Source organism: uncultured Aquimarina sp. (assembly GCF_947492115.1).
GTDB lineage: Bacteria > Bacteroidota > Bacteroidia > Flavobacteriales > Flavobacteriaceae > Aquimarina.
Genome location: NZ_CANLMM010000009.1, coordinates 1 through 19,698, shown reverse-complemented (window position 1 = coordinate 19,698; position 19,698 = coordinate 1). Strand labels below are relative to the sequence as shown.

14 protein-coding genes are annotated in these 19,698 nt (G+C 33.0%); 9 read left to right on the top strand and 5 right to left on the bottom strand.

The genetic code is table 11. The features are described from left to right. The first annotated feature begins 26 nt into the window (after positions 1–26). Positions 27–2,075, top strand: coding sequence for a glutamine--tRNA ligase/YqeY domain fusion protein (locus Q1A73_RS20825; RefSeq protein WP_299609697.1), 2,049 nt, complete (start codon positions 27–29; stop codon positions 2,073–2,075). Between the two features lie 71 nt (positions 2,076–2,146). Here Q1A73_RS20825 and Q1A73_RS20820 read toward each other — a convergent pair whose 3' ends face one another. The 5 genes from Q1A73_RS20820 to Q1A73_RS20800 form a co-directional block, all read right to left on the bottom strand. Further along, positions 2,147–2,656 (bottom strand): hypothetical protein, encoded by a 510-nt coding sequence (locus Q1A73_RS20820; protein WP_299609694.1) that lies wholly within the window; start codon positions 2,654–2,656, stop codon positions 2,147–2,149. Positions 2,657–2,941: 285 nt separating this feature from the next. Continuing rightward, positions 2,942–3,886, bottom strand: coding sequence for an SPFH domain-containing protein (locus Q1A73_RS20815; protein WP_299609691.1), 945 nt, complete (start codon positions 3,884–3,886; stop codon positions 2,942–2,944). A 64-nt stretch (positions 3,887–3,950) separates the two neighbouring features. Continuing rightward, entirely contained in the window at positions 3,951–4,130 is a 180-nt protein-coding gene (locus Q1A73_RS20810; protein WP_299609689.1) for a DUF4177 domain-containing protein, read from the bottom strand. 123 nt (positions 4,131–4,253) lie between these two features. After that, positions 4,254–5,765: a glutamate--tRNA ligase gene (gene gltX, locus Q1A73_RS20805; RefSeq protein ID WP_299609687.1), complete on the bottom strand. Its 1,512-nt coding sequence runs from the start codon at positions 5,763–5,765 to the stop codon at positions 4,254–4,256. Positions 5,766–5,863: 98 nt separating this feature from the next. Beyond that, complete coding sequence (locus Q1A73_RS20800; protein ID WP_299609684.1) at positions 5,864–6,904, bottom strand: alkane 1-monooxygenase; 1,041 nt, start codon at positions 6,902–6,904, stop codon at positions 5,864–5,866. A 101-nt stretch (positions 6,905–7,005) separates the two neighbouring features. On the opposite strand from Q1A73_RS20800, the gene Q1A73_RS20795 reads away from it, so the two are divergent. The 8 genes from Q1A73_RS20795 to Q1A73_RS20760 form a co-directional block, all read left to right on the top strand. Continuing rightward, positions 7,006–10,377 carry a DUF4175 family protein gene (locus tag Q1A73_RS20795; RefSeq protein WP_299609683.1) on the top strand — a complete coding sequence of 1,124 codons (3,372 nt, stop codon included), beginning with the start codon at positions 7,006–7,008 and terminating at the stop codon, positions 10,375–10,377. Continuing rightward, on the top strand, positions 10,370–10,792 hold the full coding sequence (ybeY, locus tag Q1A73_RS20790) for an rRNA maturation RNase YbeY (protein ID WP_299609681.1): 423 nt from the start codon (positions 10,370–10,372) through the stop codon (positions 10,790–10,792). Before Q1A73_RS20795 ends, ybeY begins: the two co-directional genes overlap by 8 nt. 81 nt (positions 10,793–10,873) lie before the next feature. Further along, positions 10,874–12,745, top strand: coding sequence for a tRNA uridine-5-carboxymethylaminomethyl(34) synthesis enzyme MnmG (mnmG, locus tag Q1A73_RS20785; protein WP_299609679.1), 1,872 nt, complete (start codon positions 10,874–10,876; stop codon positions 12,743–12,745). Next, positions 12,742–13,224 carry a hypothetical protein gene (locus Q1A73_RS20780; protein WP_299609677.1) on the top strand — a complete coding sequence of 161 codons (483 nt, stop codon included), beginning with the start codon at positions 12,742–12,744 and terminating at the stop codon, positions 13,222–13,224. The genes mnmG and Q1A73_RS20780 overlap by 4 nt, the downstream gene beginning before the upstream one ends. A 123-nt stretch (positions 13,225–13,347) precedes the next feature. After that, a complete protein-coding gene (locus tag Q1A73_RS20775; protein ID WP_299609675.1) occupies positions 13,348–14,193 on the top strand; it encodes a class I SAM-dependent methyltransferase in 846 nt (281 codons plus the stop codon). Positions 14,194–14,421: 228 nt separating this feature from the next. After that, positions 14,422–14,952, top strand: coding sequence for an OmpH family outer membrane protein (locus Q1A73_RS20770; protein ID WP_299609673.1), 531 nt, complete (start codon positions 14,422–14,424; stop codon positions 14,950–14,952). Between the two features lie 757 nt (positions 14,953–15,709). Continuing rightward, positions 15,710–17,764, top strand: coding sequence for a gliding motility-associated C-terminal domain-containing protein (locus Q1A73_RS20765; protein WP_299609671.1), 2,055 nt, complete (start codon positions 15,710–15,712; stop codon positions 17,762–17,764). Between the two features lie 3 nt (positions 17,765–17,767). Then, positions 17,768–19,698, top strand: a 1,931-nt coding sequence (locus Q1A73_RS20760; RefSeq protein ID WP_299609669.1) for a PorP/SprF family type IX secretion system membrane protein, incomplete at its 3' end; no start/stop codon positions are given.

The following is a 19,698-nucleotide window of genomic DNA, read 5'->3' as shown; positions in this document are numbered from 1 at the left end:
GTAGTTTTGTGTTTTATTTTTATCAAATGACAGAAGAAAAAAAATCACTCAATTTTTTAGAGCATATTGTCGAAGAAGATTTGGCCAATGGAATGAATCAAGAAGATTTACGTTTTCGTTTTCCTCCAGAACCAAATGGATATTTGCATATAGGTCATACTAAAGCTATAGGAATTAGTTTTGGTATGGGTTTAAAATATAATGCTCCAGTAAATTTACGTTTTGATGATACCAATCCAGCAAAAGAAGAGCAAGAATATGTGGATGCGATTAAAGAGGATATTAGTTGGTTAGGATATCAATGGGATAAAGAATGTTATTCTTCAGATTATTTTCAGCAGTTATATGATTGGACTGTTCAATTAATAAAAGATGGAAAAGCCTATGTAGATAGTCAATCTTCAGAGGCTATAGCAGAACAAAAGGGGACAACTACAGAACCTGGTATAAATAGTCCATTTAGAGATAGGACAGTGGAAGAAAATCTGGATCTATTTGAAAAAATGAAAAATGGGCATTTTGAAGAAGGAGAACATGTTGTAAGAGCCAAGATTGATATGGCAGATCCTAATATGCTTATGAGGGATCCTTTGATGTATAGAATCCTTAAAAAATCTCATCATAGAACGGGTGATGAATGGTGTATTTATCCTATGTATGATTGGACACATGGAGAAAGTGATTACATAGAAAATATATCACATTCTTTGTGCTCTTTAGAATTTAAACCACATAGAAAATTGTATGATTGGTTTTTGGATCAGGTGTATGATAACACAAGTATTAGACCTAAACAACGAGAGTTTGCCAGACTAAATCTAAGTTATACTATTATGAGTAAACGTAAGTTGCTTAGATTGGTGAATGAAGGTGTAGTAAAAGGGTGGGACGATCCTAGAATGCCTACAATTTCTGGATTAAGAAGAAGAGGATATACTCCTGCATCAATTAGAAAATTTGTAGATACTGTTGGTGTGGCAAAAAGGGAGAATGTGATAGATGTATCATTACTTGAATTTTGTGTTCGCGAAGATTTAAATAAAACAGCACCAAGAGTAATGGCTGTTTTAGACCCAGTAAAGCTGGTTATAACTAATTATCCTGATGGTGAAGAAGAATGGTTAGAGGCTGAAAATAATCCAGAAGATGAAGCTGCAGGAAATAGAAAGGTACCTTTTTCTAAAGAATTATATATAGAGAGAGAAGATTTTAAGGAGGAAGCTGGGCGTAAATATTTTAGACTTACATTAGGTAAAGAAGTACGACTTAAGAATGCCTATATTATTAAAGGTGAGAATGTTATAAAAGATAGTAATGGAGTAATAACTGAGATTCATTGTACGTATGATCCTAAGAGTAAATCGGGTAGCGGCACAGAGGAATCTAAACGCAATGTAAAAGGAACATTACATTGGGTATCTATAAAACACTCGATTCCTGCAGAAATAAGATTGTATGATCGGTTATTTAACGATGAGGCTCCTGATAGTCACAAGGAGAAAGATTTTATGGAATTCTTGAACCCAAATTCTTTACAAATAATTATGGGTTATGTAGAGCCTAGTTTAAAAGAATCAACACTTTTAGAAAGATTTCAGTTCCAGAGATTGGGTTATTTTAACGTGGATCCTGATAGTACTCCCGACAGCCTAATTTTTAATAAAACTGTTGGTTTAAGAGATACTTGGGCAAAAGTTAAACCTACTACCCAGAATACTAATAGCAATACTCAAAAGCCTCAGAATACAAAGATAGAAGTGTCTGCTATTAATGAGATTAAAAGAGCAGGGAAGAAGTACACCAACTTATCAGAAGAGAAGAGAGAGGCTCTTAAATCGAAAATATTGGAAGTGGCTAAAGATGTTGATATTGAGGAATTGGTTCCGTTATATGGAACAGCTGCTAAGAAAATAGGAACGAGAATAGTGACAACTTTAGCGCTTGGTGTTATATTAGAACATAAGGGTATAACGCCTGATCAGGATGCTATTGATTTTATAAAGAAAGGTAGAGAAGATGCTAACGAGTTATTAAGAGCAGAGGCTGAGCAAGTAGCGAGTGGATTAGGATTATAAAGTTTTGATTACCATCATAAAAAGAAAAAGACGGATGTTAGTCCGTCTTTTTTTTGTTTTAATGTATACTGTTAGAAATCTGCAATTTGCTCATCTTGAGGAATTTCTATATCAGTATTGAAATTTTTAAATACTTTTTTAGTATCCTCATCATCTAGTAATTTATTAGCGTCTATAAAGTACCATTTTTCTTTTTTCTTATTATAGAATCCGAATAAAGAGGATTTAAATTTCACCGTACGACCATTATAATCCATTTCTATGGTATTTTTTACTAGACAGCGATATTCTTTTTTTTCTTTTCGTATATCAGTTACTTCATCAACCTGTGAACTAACAATTTTAATTTTTTGAGCAGTCATAGCTCTAAAGGTATCTTCTAATTCTTGTTTCAATTGTTCGTTTCCTATCTTTTTGGATATTTTAGGATGTGTATGAAGTAAAAGAGTATTAACATCTTTTTGTACAGAAGCTTTGGATACGATCTTTGCATCTCGTAAAGCTAGTTTTTCTAATTTGGACATGCTTTGGGAAAAAACACTTCCTGAGATTAACAGAAAGAGGAGTAAGTAATTTTTCATGACTTGCGATTATAAATGACTGTTTTTTATATATAAGAAAAATTGATTAATTATTTTTCTTAATTAGTTCTATCTATCATAAACGGATCTATATAAAAGACTATGAGCTTAAATAAAAGTTGCATAGTATGATTTTATATCTTTTTTTTAAAATGCGCTTAAAACCGTTTATTTTAGTTTTTTTACAAAATTAGTAATTTATCTCATTAGATATTTTGAAAATTAGTAAAAAAATAAAATCCGATCATTTATGGTGATCGGATTTAGTTTTATAATAAGAAATTCTTATTCTTCTGTGTTTTTTCTACCAATACCTTTTTTGGCATTTTGGCGTTTCATTTCTTCTCCTATTTGGTTGGATGCTGTAAAGGATGCAATCATATTGTTTAGCATATCACTTCCTGCCTGAGGAGAATTTGGTAGTAAAATTAAATTACTGTTGGTTTCTTCACCTATAGATTGTAAAGTATCATAGTGTTGGGTAACAACAATTAAAGCAGAGGCTTCTTGAGAATTGATACCTACGTTGTTTAAAACATCCACACTTTCTTCTAGACCTCTAGCAATTTCTCTTCGTTGATCTGCAATACCTTGACCTTGTAATCTCTTACTCTCTGCCTCAGCTCGAGCTTTTGCTACAATCTTAATACGTTCAGCTTCAGCCTCATACTCGGCTGCAACTTTTTCTCTTTCTGCAGCGTTAATTCTATTCATTGCTTCTTTTACTTGAAGATCTGGATCGATATCAGTAACAAGAGTTTTTATGATATCATAACCATAATTAACCATCGCTTCATTTAATTCTTGTTTTACAGCGATAGCAATATCGTCTTTTCTTTCAAAAACATCATCAAGTTTCATCTTTGGCACTTCTGCACGTACTACATCAAATACATAAGATGTAATTTGATCGTGTGGATTTTCTAGTTTATAGAAGGCGTCATAAACCTTATCCTTTATAACTTGGAATTGTACTGATATTTTTAGACGTACAAATACGTCGTCCTTGGTTTTTGTTTCAACAATAACGTCTAATTGCTGTATTCTTAGATTAATACGACCGGCAATTCGATCAAAGATTGGAATTTTAAAATGTAATCCGGAGTTACGAATACTTAAAAATTTTCCAAATCTTTCAACAACAGCTGCTGTCTGTTGTTTTACTGTAAATATCCCGGATACCAGTATAAGAAATCCTAGGATAATTATGGGTATAAAATATAGTGTCATTGGTTTTGATATTAAATGTTATTAGATACTTTGAATTTACTAATTAATTGTAAATAGATAAATTTTATTTCGCAATAGTAATCATGGCGGTGGACATTCCAGAGCTGCTAGAGGTACCGAATGCTACAGAAATTATTTCCCATCCATCTTTGGACGCTTTATTAAGAGTATCTTCAACCTGTTTGCGAAGTTTTTCAGTAGACCAAAGATTTGATATTTTAAGTACTTTATATTGTTTTTCCATAGATGACAAAGTTTAAGATCATTACTTTATCTGTATGATTTTATTCATAAACGTTACAGAATAAAACAAAATAGCCTGTTAATTGTGTAACAGGCTATAGTAAGATAATGCGTAAAATAAATGTTATATTCTTTCTATTGTAGATTCAATTCTTTTAATCGTTTCTTCTTTTGAAATGATGGACATGATCTCAAATAGGTCTGGACCTTGTAGAGATCCAACTAATGATATTCGAAGAGGCATCATAATTTTACCAAAACCAATTTCTTTTGATTTGATCCAACTTTTAACGATGTTGGAAACATTTTCTGATGAAAAATCATCAATATCAGTTAGTATCCTTGTTAGTTCGTGCATGAGAGATGCTGTGTCTTCTTTCCATGCTTTTTTAACTGCTTTTTCATCATATTCAGAAGGAGCAATAAATAGGAAAGAGCTAAGATCCCAAAGGTCATTTGTAAAAACGGCTCTTTCTTTAATAAGACCAACAATTTTGTTTAAATCAAAGGAAGAAGATATGTTCTTATTTTGTAGAATATTTTTTAATTGTTCCACGTGTAGAGAGTCGTCTGTATTTTGAAAATGTTGTTGTTGAAACCATTTTGTTTTTTCAGGATCAAATTTGGCTCCCGCTTTATTCACTCGTCCAAGGTCAAATGATTGAATAAGTTCCGTTAAGGAAAAGATTTCTTGTTCTGTTCCTGGATTCCATCCTAAGAACGCTAGCATGTTAATAACAGCTTCTGGTAGATAACCATCTTCTCTATAACCAGAGGCGATTTCTTTCGTTTTTGGATCTATCCATTGTAGGGGGAATACAGGAAAACCTCCTTTGATACCATCGCGTTTTCCTAACTTACCTTTTCCAGTAGGCTTCAGGATAAGTGGTAGGTGAGAAAAACTTGGAGTTTCCCATCCTAATGATCTATATAATAGCACATGTAACGGTAGAGAAGGTAACCACTCTTCACCGCGAATTACATGAGTAATTTCCATAAGATGATCATCCACAATATTAGCTAGGTGATATGTTGGCATACCATCACTTTTAAAAAGGATTTTATCATCAAGTACATTAGTTTCGATAGTTATAGTACCGCGTACTTCGTCAATAAGTTGAAGAGTTTCGTCGACAGGACATTTAAAACGAATAACATAAGGTTCGCCAGAATTAATTTTTTGCGATATTTCATTCTCCGATAAGGACAGTGAGTTATTCAGTTTTTCTCTATTATGCCAGTTGTAAACGAACGTTTTTCCGTTTTCTTCATGTTGTTTACGATGTAGATCTAATTCTTCTGAAGTATCAAAAGCATAATAGGCATGACCATTTTGGATAAGTTGGTCAGCATATTGTTTGTATAAATGTTTTCGTTCACTTTGTCGGTAAGGGCCGTAATTGCCTTCTTTTCCTGGACCTTCATCAAAAGGAATATTGCACCAGTTTAATGCGTCGATTACATAATCTTCAGCTCCAGGAACGTAACGGTTTTGATCTGTATCTTCTATACGAAGAACAAAAGTTCCTTGATTTTTTTTAGTAAATAAGTAATTAAATAAAGCTGTTCTTACACCACCAATATGTAGCGGACCGGTAGGACTTGGAGCAAATCGTACACGTGGTTTGTTTGTCATAGTTAAATGTTTTAAACCGTAAGGTTATAAAAGAAATGACAAAGATACGATCTTATGAAAGTGTATAAAAAGGATTTAAAGTAATTAATTATGTAATGTTACAAAGGTTTCATTTCACGTGGAACACGTTTATTCATTAACATAAACCATAATGGTGGAAATAAGGAAAGTACCATGGAGGTAGGGTAGCCAAATGGTAGTTGAGGGCTTTGGTCATGGTGATCAAGAATTTGATATTTTTTAGAGGCTCTATAATGATGATCGCTATGGCGAGTAAGTTCAAAAAGAAGAATACGGCCTAGTAGATGATTGGAGTTCCAGGAATGTATTTCGCGAACTCTTTCGTAACGTCCGGAGTTATTTTTCTTACGAACAAGACCATAATGTTCTATGTAATTGATAGTTTCTAGAAGTAAAAAGCCAACAGTACCGCATGATATAGTAGCCCATAGTCCTGTTAAACCGAAAAAAGAATAGGTCATACCTAAATAGCATATTGTGATAATCATATACCAAAACATATCGTTTTTGAATGATAAAAATGAACGATTCTCTTTTTTAAGAAGTGTTTTTTGAATTTTCCAAGCACTTATATATTGTCCAATTACAGATGTGATCCAAAAAATGTATACAGGTTGGTTATAACGAGCTGTAGCAGGGTCATCTTTAGTAGCAGCTTTAAGATGATGTCCAAAATTGTGTTCTATATAAAAGTGCATGTATAATGAAGGAAGTAGAAGAGCCTTAGCGATAAATCTTTCGTTAGAAAATCTATGCCCTAATTCATGACCGACGTTTATTCCATTGGCACCAAGAACTATTCCGGTCGATATAATAATTCCTACAATTTCAAAGGTTTTTAAATCATTTGAGGAAATGGTATAAAGAGCATAAAATAGTATTAAATAAATCAAAGGGAGATTTATATATAAAAGCCAGTCGAATATTTTTTTCTTGGATTTAGTTAATCTGGTATCAGGGTCTAAATTTTCTTCAGACGAAGGAGTAAAAAGTTCAATTATTGGTATAATACCAAAAACATAGATAGGGGTTAGGTAGGTATAAATATCCATTAGATAGATACTTAAAACTGCAACTAAAGGTATGCTATATGCAGATATGTATTTAAGATCTTTCATAACAAGTTATAATCTAGGGTTTTGAATTATAATAAATATAACAAATCTATAAGAAATAAAGTTGTAGTTTTATAAATTACTGAAAAAGAAAAGGTGAAGTTATGAGCAGTTTTGAGTTAATCAAGAATAAACTAGAAAGTTTTATAAGGAAATATTATACAAATGAATTGATTAAAGGCGTAATTCTTTTTGCCGCTATTGGGTTGTTGTATTTTTTGATTACACTGTTAATAGAATATGTTTTTTGGTTAAGTAAACTATGGAGGACGATATTATTTTGGATGTTCGTTATTGTAGAGTTAAGTCTGTTTTCGAAGTTTATAGTGATTCCTTTGTTTAAATTATTCAAGCTTGCTAGAGGTATAGATTATGAAAGTGCTTCGAAAATTATAGGAGATCATTTTCCAAAAGTAAATGATAAATTGTTAAACCTGTTACAGTTAAGCGAAAATAATTCCTCATCTTCATTATTGTTAGCGAGTATAGAACAAAAATCCCAAGAGTTAAGTCCTGTACCGTTTAAAACGGCAATAGACTTTAAGAAAAATGTGAAATATCTTAAGTATATCATTATTCCGGTTTCCGTTTTTTTACTAGTAAGTTTATTTAATAAAAGAAACTGGTATTCAGAAAGTTATAATAGAGTTATTAACTATGGAACGGCATATGAACCGCCGGCACCATTTCAATTTTTTGTGGTAAATGATAATTTAAATGCATTGGAGAATGAAGATTTTGTTGTAAAAGTAGGCACCAGTGGTGATGTGATTCCCGAGAGTGTGAGTATCAATTATGAGGGAGAAACTTATTTCATGAAAAGTAAGAAGGTAGGGGATTTCGAATATACTTTTATACAGCCAAAGAAGTCAATGAGTTTTAGGTTATCATCGAGTGATGTGTTTTCTAAGGATTATGAATTAAAAGTTGTTCCAGTGCCAACATTGTTGGATTTTAAAATGAATCTTGATTATCCGGAGTATACACAAAAGAAGGATGAAAGTGTTAATAGTTCGGGGAATGCAATAGTTCCGGAAGGAACAAAGGTGTCTTGGTCAGTGAATACAAGAAATACGGAATACGTTAATATGATTTCGAAAGATTCGGTAATAGCGTTTATGAAGGATAAATCTACTTTTAAATATGGAAATAGGTTATATGGAAATTGGGATTATCAGATAACATCATCGAATAAGAACATTAAGGATTATGACAATTTATCTTTTAGCATAAATGTTATTAAGGATCAGTATCCAGAAATTAATTTAACTTCAGAGAAGGATAGTGTAGATAATAGTACACTTTACTTTTTTGGAAGAGTAAGTGATGATTATGGTTTAAGAGGTCTGAATTTGGTGTATTACAATAGCGATAAAGATGATGAAAAAATAAAGAAAAAGATTAGTATTAATTCTTCTGTTTTTGACGAATTTATCTATGTTTTTCCAGGTGATATTGATTTGGATAATGGGATTAATTATGATTTTTATTTTGAAGTTTATGATAATGATGGAGTGAATGGAAGTAAATCAACAAAAAGCCAAGTTTTTAGTTTCAGAAAATTGACAAATTTAGAGGAAGATAAGAAAAGGTTAAATGAACAAAACGAGGCGATTTCAGGTTTGAATAAATCATTGAAAAAATTCGAGGAACAGGAAAGTGATCTGAAGGAACTTAGTAAGATTCAAAAGGAAAAAAAACAATTAGATTTTAACGATAAAAAGAAATTAGAGGACTATCTAAAACGACAAAAGGAACAGGAAAAGATGATGCAGAATTTCTCTAAAAAGCTAAAAGATAATCTGGAGCAATTGGATGATAAGAAAGAGGAGGAACCTTTTAAAGATGCATTAAAAGAAATGATGGAGCGTAATGAGGAAAAGCTAAAGAAAAATGAAAAGTTATTAGAAGAGATAAATAAGTTATCAGAGAAGATCCAGAAGGAGGAATTAACAGAAAAGTTGGAGGAGCTTGCGAAAGAAAATAAGAATTTGAAGAAGAATTTAGAACAGCTTTTGGAGCTTACTAAAAGATATTACGTAATTCAGAAGCATGAGAAATTAGCAGAGGAGTTGAGTCAGCTTGCTAAAGAACAGGAAGAGTTGTCTGAAAAGGAAGAAGAAAACACCAAGGAAAAGCAGGATAAATTAAATGAAAAGTTCGAGAAGTTTCAGGATGAAATGAAGGAGTTAAGAAAGGATAATGAAAAACTAAAGAAGCCTATGAACTTGGATCAGGAGCAAAAAGATGAGGATGGGATTAAAGAGGAACAAGAGAAAGCGAGCGATAACCTAGATAAAAATAACAAATCTGATGCTAAGAAAAATCAGAAAAGTGCAGCTCAGAAAATGAAACAAATGAGTAGTGGAATGCAGATGCAGATGCAAATGGCTGGTGGAGAACAGCAACAGGAAGACATGGAAATGTTGAGGCAGATTCTAGATAATCTGGTAGATTTTTCAATGGAACAAGAAGGGCTAATGAAAGGTTTCAAAGGAATAAATAATAATAATCCAACTTACTCATCAAAACTGAAAAAGCAAAGTGTCTTAAGAGAAAATTTTATTCATATAGATGATAGTTTATATGCATTAGCGTTACGTCAACCTAAGATATCTGATGAAGTGACTAGTAAATTAACGGATATAGAGTTTAATATAGATAAATCATTAGAACGCTTGTCTGAGAATCAAGTAATACAGGGAACCGCTAATCAACAATATGCAGTAACGGGTTCTAATGACTTAGCGTATTTTTTAAGTAAGGCATTGGACCAAATGCAAAACAGTATGTCTGCTGCAGGTAAGGGGAATAGTGGAAAGTCAAGAGGTTTTCAGTTACCGGATATTATAAAGAAACAAGGAGAATTAAATGAGCAAATGAAAGATGGAACTGAGAAGGGTGAGAAGCAGGGTAAAAAGGAGGGACAACAACAGGGTCAGTCTAACCAAGGCGGTTCTGGAGAAAATGGAGAAAAAGGAAAAGGAGAGAGTGGGAACAAAAAAGGAGAAAGTAAAGATGGTAAAAATGGTAAAGGAGAGGCCGATAGTGAACAAGAAAATAATGATGGAGAGCTATATGAGATATATAAGCAGCAACAGCAATTAAGGAGTGCGTTACAGGATAAACTTAAAAAAGAAGGAATAGGAGGTAGTAAGGGTAGTGCGTTGTTAAAGAAAATGGAGCAAGTAGAAAATGAGTTATTAGAAAAAGGATTTAATAATAACACCCTTAGTAAGATGTTGAATCTAAAACATGAGTTATTAAAACTAGAAGATGCCACATTAGAACAGGGTGAAGAGAACAGAAGGGAAAGTAAAACAAATCAAACATTGTTTAAAAACGACACAAGCAGTCAACTTCAAAAGGCGCAACAATATTTTAATACTACTGAGATATTAAACAGACAAGTATTACCTTTGCGGCAAAATCACAAAAGAAAGGTTCAAGAATATTTTAAAAAGGAAAATGATTAATTTTTTTTATGAATCGGTGGCTACGAATATTAATGAGTTGTCGACTGTAAGTTGGTTGAACAAGGTGGCTGTTTCAGAGAAGAAGTCAATTGGTGAAATCAGTTTAATATTGTGTTTAGACGATTATTTGTTGGACATTAATCAGAAATATTTAAACCACGACACCTATACAGATATAATTAGTTTTGATAATACGATGGGTAATGAACTGGCTGGTGATATTTTTATATCTGTAGATCGGGTAAAGGAGAATGCTGAGATATACGACGTGGATTTTGAGGAAGAATTAAGACGGGTTATGGTTCACGGACTGTTGCATTTTTGTGGTTACAAAGACAAAACAGAAGAAGAGAAGCTTGTTATGAGACAAAAAGAAAATGAAAAACTAAAGATGTTCCACGTGGAACATCTTTAGTTTGTTTTTATAATTTGTTCCACGTGGAACAAATTTTTTATATAATTTAAATGTTCCACGTGGAACAAATGTAGATCAGGTATGTTTGATAAAGAGTATGATGTGATTGTTGTTGGAGGAGGACACGCAGGAAGTGAAGCTGCGGCGTCAGCCGCTAATTTAGGTTGTAGCACGTTGTTGATTACAATGAATTTGCAAAATATAGCTCAAATGAGTTGTAATCCAGCAATGGGTGGTATAGCGAAAGGACAAATAGTAAGAGAGATTGATGCTTTAGGAGGTTATAGTGGTATTGTAAGTGATAGAACTGCTATACAATTTAAGATGTTGAATAAATCAAAGGGGCCAGCTATGTGGAGTCCAAGAGTTCAGAGTGATAGAATGAGATTTGCTGAAGAATGGAGATTGCTTTTGGAACAAACACCAAATTTGGATTTCTATCAAGAAATGGTGAATGGACTTTTGATCGAAGGAGAGAAAGTTGTGGGAGTAAGAACATCATTGGGAATTGAGGTAAAAGCAAAAACTGTTGTGTTAACGAATGGAACTTTTTTGAATGGTTTGATTCATATTGGAGAGAAGCAATTTGGAGGAGGAAGAGCAGGAGAAAGAGCGGCAACTGGTATTACAGAACAATTGATAGATTTAGGTTTTGATTCAGGAAGAATGAAAACCGGAACTCCACCTCGTGTAGATGGAAGATCCCTAGATTATTCTAAAATGATTGAACAGCCAGGAGATGATAATCCAGAAAAGTTTAGTTATTCTGATTTATCAAAACCACTTACTGAACAAAGATCTTGTTTTATGACATACACGTCCCCGGAGGTTCATGATTTACTTAGAGAAGGGTTCGATAGATCTCCAATGTTTAATGGAAGAATTAAAAGTATCGGTCCTAGATATTGTCCCTCAATTGAAGATAAGATTAATAGATTTGCCGATAAAGAAAGACATCAAATGTTTATTGAACCAGAAGGGTGGAATACAGTAGAAGTGTATGTAAATGGATTTTCTACATCTTTACCAGAGGATGTTCAATTTAAAGCATTACGTTCAGTTGTGGGGTTTGAAAATGTGAAATTCTTTAGACCAGGTTATGCAATAGAATATGATTATTTTCCACCTACGCAGTTAACACATACTTTGGAAACAAAGTTAATTGATGGTTTATTTTTCGCAGGACAGATAAATGGAACTACAGGGTATGAGGAAGCAGCTTCTCAGGGTTTGATGGCAGGAATAAACGCAGCGCTAAAAGTTAAAGAAGAGGAGTCATTTATTTTAACTAGAAGCGAAGCTTATATTGGAGTTTTAATAGATGATCTGATAACTAAGGGAACAGAAGAACCATATAGAATGTTTACATCAAGAGCAGAGTATAGAACTTTATTAAGACAAGATAATGCTGACTTTAGGTTAACTCCTGTTGCTCACAAAATCGGATTGGCTTCGGATGATCGTTTATTAAGAATGGAAGAAAAGCAGAGGAAGTCTGATAATTTTGTTCAGTTTTTTAAAGATACAAGTGTGACTCCTATAGAAGCGAATCCAGTATTGGAGGAAAAAGGATCTTCTCCGATTAACCAAAGTGGTAAAATGTTCAAGATTTTTGCACGACCTCAAATTAATTTAGAAGATATGAGACGCTTGGAAAAAGTAGCGGATTATATTGAAAAAAATGAATTGGACAAGGAAGTGTTAGAACAAACAGAAATACAGGTTAAATATTCAGGTTATATAGAAAAAGAAAAAAATAATGCTGACAAACTAAATCGATTGGAAAATATTAAAATTCCAAAGGACTTTGATTATACAAAATTGAAATCACTTTCGTATGAAGCTTGTGAGAAGATGACGAAAATAAAACCTGCTACAATTTCTCAGGCATCAAGAATTAGTGGAGTATCGCCTAGTGATATTTCTGTCCTTTTAGTTTATATGGGTCGATGAGTAATTATGTAATATGTAAACAAGAAAGAGCGTTAAAAGGGAAGATTTTAGTAACAATAGTTTTTGTGTTTTCTGTTTTAATGCTTTTTTTTGGAAGAGAAGAATTGTGGTCAAGAATATTGTTGGTTGTTGTCTCTTCTCTTTTTTTTGGATTTTCAACTTCCTATAAGATAAATAGTCATTTCGAGAATTATAAATTATTTTCTGTGTTTGGTTTGGTGCTTTTTAAGACAAAGCTGAATTTAGAATTTCCAGATTATGTTTCTGTGTTTTCTGGAAGTTTTGTGCAGAATAATGATTGGAGTACGGTAAGTGCCATTGGAACAAAAGAAAGACATGATAAGTATGTTGTTCGTTTTTTTAAGGAAAATAAAAAAACAACGTTGTTTCAATCAGAGAAGTATGATAAAGCTTTAGAAAAGGCCAAAGAATTAAGCAAACTCTTAAATATTGAAGTTTTTGATGCTACAAAATCTTAGTTCCACGTGGAACATTTAATACTTGATTATAATTTTCGATGTATAGAACAAAAACTAATATCATGTCAATCAGTGAACATAAATAGAAATAGTAAAGGATTTTTAGTTGGTTTAGAATAGATAATGAATAACGAAAACGAATATTATTTAGAATGTAAAGATTATACAGTTTCTGGTGAGCTGTTTAAATTGTATAAGGATGAAAAATATGATATGCTTGTAACAGTCCCTAAACCATCCGAAGATGTCTTGGGGAGATATTATGAAAGTGATGATTATATTTCTCATACCGATTCCAAAAGAACGTTTTTCGAAAAGTTGTATCACATTGTAAAAAGTTACTCATTAAGAAAAAAGGTTCGTCTAATAACTGAATTAAATAATCAACCAGGCACTCTGTTAGATATTGGTGCTGGAACTGGAGATTTTTTGATGCAAGCCCAAAAACAAAAATGGGATGTAATAGGAGTTGAGCCCAACGATCAAGCTAAGGAACAAGCAAAAAAGAAAGGAGTCTTGTTAGAAACTACGACATCTAACTTATCTTCTAATAATTTTGACGTGATTACAATGTGGCATGTTCTTGAGCACGTACCCGATTTGTCTGCTCAAATTAAAGAATTGAAGAGACTCTTAAAACCAAATGGTCACCTCATAATCGCTGTTCCCAATTTTAAGTCATACGATGCAGAATACTATAATTCGCATTGGGCTGCTTATGATGTACCTAGGCATTTATGGCATTTTTCTGAAAAGGCGATAGAAAACCTTTTTCAGGAAGAAAAAATAAAACTTCAAAAAACATTACCACTTTTATTTGATTCTTTTTATGTCTCATTATTATCCGAAAAGTATAGGAATGGGAAAATGAATTTTATAAAAGCTTTTCGGCTAGGTTTTATATCTAATCTTAAAGCACGAAGATCAAAACAGTATTCTTCACATATTTATGTGCTAAAAAACGATTAATTCTGTTTTTAAAGTTTTTTAAGGACATTTTTGCAATAAAAGTTACCCAATCTATAGGAAATTTCTAAAAACAGCTTAAAATGCTTTGTTTTGAGTCGTTTTTAATTGATTTTGATAATTGTAAAAGATATAATTATTGTTTTTTCTTATGACGAGGTAATTTGATGATGTTATAATGATAACATATACTGAACTTTGATATTTTTGCGCAGAACTAAATTTAGAATAATGAGAAAATTTTTATGCATCGCTATAGGATTACTTGTAATGACCTCATGTAATCAGCAGGCCGAAAAAACAGGATTTGTAAATAATACAAAAGTTGTTTCAGATTTTAAAGAAATGAAAGCTGCGAAAGAAAAATGGACAAAGAAGAATAATGAAGTAAGGGCAGAGTTAGAGGAAAAAGCAAAACAATTTCAAATTGAGGTTCAAGGATATCAAAATATAATGAAATCCATGACACAATCAAATAGAGAGAAAAAAGAGCAGGAGTTAATGGTAAAACAACAAGCACTGCAAAGAGAACAGCAAACTAGAATGCAAGAGATTCAACAAGGTAGTCAGACCGAGATTGATTCTATTGTTGCTAAGGTTGAAGATTTTATTAAAGATTATGGTAAAAAGAATGGATATACTTACATTTATGGTCAAACAGAAGTAAAGAATATCTTTTATGCTAAAGAAGAGCTAGACTTAACTGATAAAATTATTACTGAACTTAATGGTGAAAAGCCATCAGAAGAAAGTAAAGAATAGTACCAAGTTAAACACCATATCGTACCCTATAATATTAATTATAGGGTTTTTTTATGTTTTGTTGTTAAAATTAAGAAAAGGATTGTATGAAGCTTAAGGAAAATTGCGGGAAGGTTTTACTTGTATAAATAAACACAAAAAAGAATGATTTTGGTTTGTTTTACTAGTATAAATATCGTTTTAAGTCGTTTTATATTCAAGTAAAGATGTGCAAAATTGCATAGTAAAGTGAGTTCTTTTTTTATATTATTTTTAGGGAAAATTCCCTAAAATATTTTTACTTACATATATTCTAGATAAGCTATAAAAATTAGTTCAAAAAAGGAATAAAAAAAAACACTTAATCGGATAAAGTTGCCGTTTTTAGATTTTTTTCAATCCTATAAAATGTCAGAATATCAATGGTATTTTTAGGAAATTTGGATAAAAATTTTGTTTTTTTTCAGATTTATCTACTGTTTTCCTAGTTTTTTGAACCACATTTGTTGTAAAATGATTATATTTAAGTATTTGGTTAATAATGCTTTACTATCTTTTTATAGATGTATCAACTACGGTTTTCACACATGTAATTATTGTCCTCAACTTTTAGTAAGAATATTATTACAAAAAAAAATGAAAATTTGGTTTGATATAAATTTTTAATTTATAATTTTATGACTTTAGTATATTTATATTAACAATATTATTAACAAACGCCCCAAATCGTTTGATTAGTAGTGCATATTTTCACACGTATTTAAGTGATATAATCGCTATGAGAAGGAAACTTAACTTAGTCTTTGTCTTGATTGTTTTGGCTCTTGGATTTCAAGAAGCCTTAGCTCAACGAAATATTGAAGCACCTACTTTGGTATCAGGCGCTCAAGCTTGCGGTACATTGACGAATAGCTTCGATTTTACTGCGGATATGTCAGCAGGTGTTGCACTACCTTCAAATAATGATTTTATTTTACAGCTTTCCAACCCTTCTGGAAGTTTTGCGAATGCATCCGAAATTACTGATATAGGTCAGGCAGTGGATCCTCCTAATGAGGCAAGTGGGGCGGGAGTGGTTATTCAATTTCCTAATGTAGTTGTTCCACAGGATGCAAATAGTGACGATTATAGACTAAGAGTGATAGCTACAGAAGCTAATATTATTAGTGAAATTTCAGACCCCATTCCATTTCATTTTTTCGATGATGATAATCTTTTAATTCGCTTGAATAGCGGTGACGATATCATTTTTTGTAATGTAGCTTCATTTGCTAAAGAAGTGGCGGTAGTCGTTTTAGATCAAAATAATAACGAAGTAGATGTTAATAATTTTAACTGGGAATGGTTAAGGGACGGAGCATTAATACCTGGTGAGAATAGTCCAAGACTACTCATAACGGAAGAAGGAGATTACCAAGCACGAGTTTCGGTAGGTTTATGTAATAATGTTTTTGTTTTTAATAAATCTAATAGGATCTCTGCGTCTTTGGTCAATACTGGTGAAATTTCTATTGTTACAACAGCTCCAGATTTTTCTTTTTGTCCTGATGAGACAAAAGTTTTACAGGCTAGTGAAATAGACTTTTCTTATAGTTATCAATGGATTAAAGATGGAGTGGACTTGGATGGAGAAACTTCTCCAACAATTACGCTACCTGATAACGATTTTGGAGGTGAATATGAATTACGTATAGATCTAAGTGAAGATTGTACGTTGGTTACAAATCCAGTTACGGTTACTAATGAAGGATCGAGTATTACAACTCCTTTACCGCCAGGATTGGTACTACTACCAACACAAATTTTAACACTAACTGTAGAGACGGATGCCCCGATAGGAAGTACATTCAGATGGATTCGTGATACTAATATTATAATTCAAGGAGTTACTACTGGCTCAACTATTACGTTTGATGTTCCTGCAAATGGTGTTGGAGATTATAGATTAGAAATTGATGCTTTATTTCCGGATGATCCTTGTATGTCAGAACTAGTAACAGAAACGGTTGTGGTAGCAGCAGAAAGATTTGATATAACGATTGCTCCTGGAGAGGTCGTCGATTGTGATCAGGACACAATAACTATTGCTTTAGAAGAAATGGTTGGTATAACATCTACAGGGGATCGTGTTCCCTTAACTACAGAACAATTTAACTTTTTTGATTTCGAGTGGTTTAATGATGGAGTCTCTACAGGTGAGACTTCTTTGTCGTTAGATGTTTCTCGTGCTGATAATGGAGGAAGTTTCGAGTTGAGGGCTATTTTTAATCCAGGAGGTTTACCAGATACGGTTTCTAACAATTTACCTATTGACTTTTTATCCAATAGCATTGTTTTAGATATAAATCCTGCTGTTTTGGAAGATGGACAAACAGTTACACTAACAGCTCCAGCGAGTACCAATTTTACGTATGAGTGGTATGTAATTCAAAATGGTACAGAAGTATTAATCGATGGCGAAATAACCAATACGCTTACGGTTTCTGAAGAAGGAGACTACTTTGCAAGAATAAGTTCCTCTCTTTGTACTACAGATACTCTGATCGCAGAGGTTAGAGGACCTGGTGCATTATCCGAATTAATACCTAATGTTGTAACACCTGGAGGAAATGCTGCAAACAATTCATGGGTTTTGCCAAATTCCTTTACAGATAATGATGTCGAAGTAAGCATATATTCATCCAACGGAAAGTTAGATTTCCAAAAGAATGGTGGTTATAATGCTGATTGGCCAAATGAGTCTGCCTCACAAGCAAGTGAACTTATATACTATTATATAATATCAAGAAGTAATACAGTTGTTAAAAAGGGGACAATTACAGTAATGAGATAATTTATGATAAAAAAAATACTCTATATATCTATTTTCATTTTTTGTGCACATCTAGTATCTGCACAAGATGGATCTTCCAATACATCAGGTATATTACCTTCGGATATTCCGTTACATAATTCTTTAAAATATAATAGGTTTTTGTTTAATCCTACGTTTTCTTTAGTAAGAGAAAACAAAAACTCTATAAACATCTATAATAGAAATCCTCGTTCCAGTTTTAGTGATAATTCTCAGACATATTTCCTTAATTATTCAGCGAGATTTGAAGAAAAAACAGGAATTGGAATTGGATTATTTCAACAGAATGTTGGAATTTTTAGGTTTTTTGGGGCTACATTAAATTACGCATACAATCTCGAACTAAACAGAGATATGAATTTCACTTTTGGTGTAAATTTAAATTATTCTCAAAGTGCTTTAAAAAGTAACCTAGACCAAGCACAAGCAGATGATGACATCATAAATAATTATGAAAACAGTTCGGTTTTTCTTCTTAGACCAGGTGTAAATTTTAATTACGGAAATTTTGATGTAGGGGTTTCTGTTGGAAATTTAGTTACTTATAATGTTACGGCTAGTGAATTGCTTACGGATAATTTCGAATATTCTGGACATGTAATGTATACTACTGAATTGGATTGGAGAAGAACGGAAAATGAATTAAGAGGGATGGTTTACGCCTCTAAACCAGGTGAGCAAGATTTAAGATATGGTGGAAACGTGTTATTTGAAATTCAAAAATACGGTTGGGCACAATTAGGTTATAATAGTTTCTATGGAGGATCAATAGGAATAGGTGCTAATATTACCAAAGTTGTTTCTGTGGGATATACTGTAGAACCTGGAATTGGAGGAGATGCAAGTGTAGCAGAATTTGGCGCAACTCACGAATTTGGTTTGGCATTTAATTTCGCTAAAGAAGAACGTAGAAGAAAAAGAAGAAACTTATCATCAAAAAGTTCTTTACAAAGAGATTCTGAAATAAGAAGATTGAAGAAAGAAATTTTAGATCAAAATAAACTAATAAGAGAATTACAAAGTACTAGGAATGACTCTCTAAGTCAGGCTCAACGAGCAATGAATAAATTAGAGAGATCAATTCAGGAAGCAAAAGAAGAGGAAGCGAGAAAGGCAAGAGAGCTTGCGCTACAGAGAGAAGAGGAAGTAAAATTACTGAATAAGAAAAAAGAAGAAGAGCTTGCTGCTCAAAGGAAATTGGAGTTGGAGATGGCTGAGCAAAAAGCAGAAGAAGAAAGATTAGCAGCGCAGAAGAAGATTCAGTTAGAATTAGCTGAGCAGAAAAGAGCAGAAGAAGAAAAAGAAGCTCAAGAAGCGGCAGCGAGAGAAGCAGAAGAAGCAAGAATAGCTGCTGAAGAGGAAGCTGGAAGACAAGCTGAGGAGGCAAGAATAGCTGCTGAAGAAGCTGCCAGAGAAGCGGAAGCAGAAAGACAAGAAGCAGAAGCGGAAGCAGAGGCTGAAGCGAAAAGACAAGCTGAAGAAGCAGCTAAAGAGGAAGATGCTAGACAAGCACAAATTGCTGAGGCAGAAGCTAAGCAAAAAGCTGAAGAAGAAGAGCAATTAGCTGCACAGAAAAAGCTAGAACAGGAGATGGCAGCGCAAAAGGCAGAAGAAGAGCGATTAGCTGCACAGAAAAAGCTTGAGTTGGAGATTGCAGAACAACGAGCTGAGGAAGAAAGATTAGCCTCTCAGAAAAAACTGGAGCAGGAAATGGCCGAGCAGAGAAGAAGAGAGCAATCTCAGAAATCATTAGAAAGAGAAGTTTCTGTGCAGAAAGATGAAGAAGCAGAAGCTGCTAGACTAGCTGAGGAAGAGAGACAACGTCAAGAAGCAGAAGCTGCTAGATTAGCTGAGGAAGAGAGATTACGTCAAGAGGCTGAGGCTGCAAGACTAGCTGAAGAAGAGAGATTACG

Bases quoted from the DNA above. Each gene is read 5' to 3' on its own strand.
- gltX (WP_299609687.1), bottom strand. From the start codon at position 5,765: ATGACAAACAAACCACGTGTACGATTTGCTCCAAGTCCTACCGGTCCG.
- Q1A73_RS20770 (WP_299609673.1), top strand. From the start codon at position 14,422: ATGAGAAAATTTTTATGCATCGCTATAGGATTACTTGTAATGACCTCA.
- Q1A73_RS20800 (WP_299609684.1), bottom strand. From the start codon at position 6,904: ATGAAAGATCTTAAATACATATCTGCATATAGCATACCTTTAGTTGCA.
- Q1A73_RS20795 (WP_299609683.1), top strand. From the start codon at position 7,006: ATGAGCAGTTTTGAGTTAATCAAGAATAAACTAGAAAGTTTTATAAGG.
- Q1A73_RS20780 (WP_299609677.1), top strand. From the start codon at position 12,742: ATGAGTAATTATGTAATATGTAAACAAGAAAGAGCGTTAAAAGGGAAG.
- mnmG (WP_299609679.1), top strand. From the start codon at position 10,874: ATGTTTGATAAAGAGTATGATGTGATTGTTGTTGGAGGAGGACACGCA.
- Q1A73_RS20765 (WP_299609671.1), top strand. From the start codon at position 15,710: ATGAGAAGGAAACTTAACTTAGTCTTTGTCTTGATTGTTTTGGCTCTT.
- Q1A73_RS20815 (WP_299609691.1), bottom strand. From the start codon at position 3,886: ATGACACTATATTTTATACCCATAATTATCCTAGGATTTCTTATACTG.
- Q1A73_RS20810 (WP_299609689.1), bottom strand. From the start codon at position 4,130: ATGGAAAAACAATATAAAGTACTTAAAATATCAAATCTTTGGTCTACT.
- Q1A73_RS20775 (WP_299609675.1), top strand. From the start codon at position 13,348: ATGAATAACGAAAACGAATATTATTTAGAATGTAAAGATTATACAGTT.
- Q1A73_RS20825 (WP_299609697.1), top strand. From the start codon at position 27: ATGACAGAAGAAAAAAAATCACTCAATTTTTTAGAGCATATTGTCGAA.
- ybeY (WP_299609681.1), top strand. From the start codon at position 10,370: ATGATTAATTTTTTTTATGAATCGGTGGCTACGAATATTAATGAGTTG.
- Q1A73_RS20820 (WP_299609694.1), bottom strand. From the start codon at position 2,656: ATGAAAAATTACTTACTCCTCTTTCTGTTAATCTCAGGAAGTGTTTTT.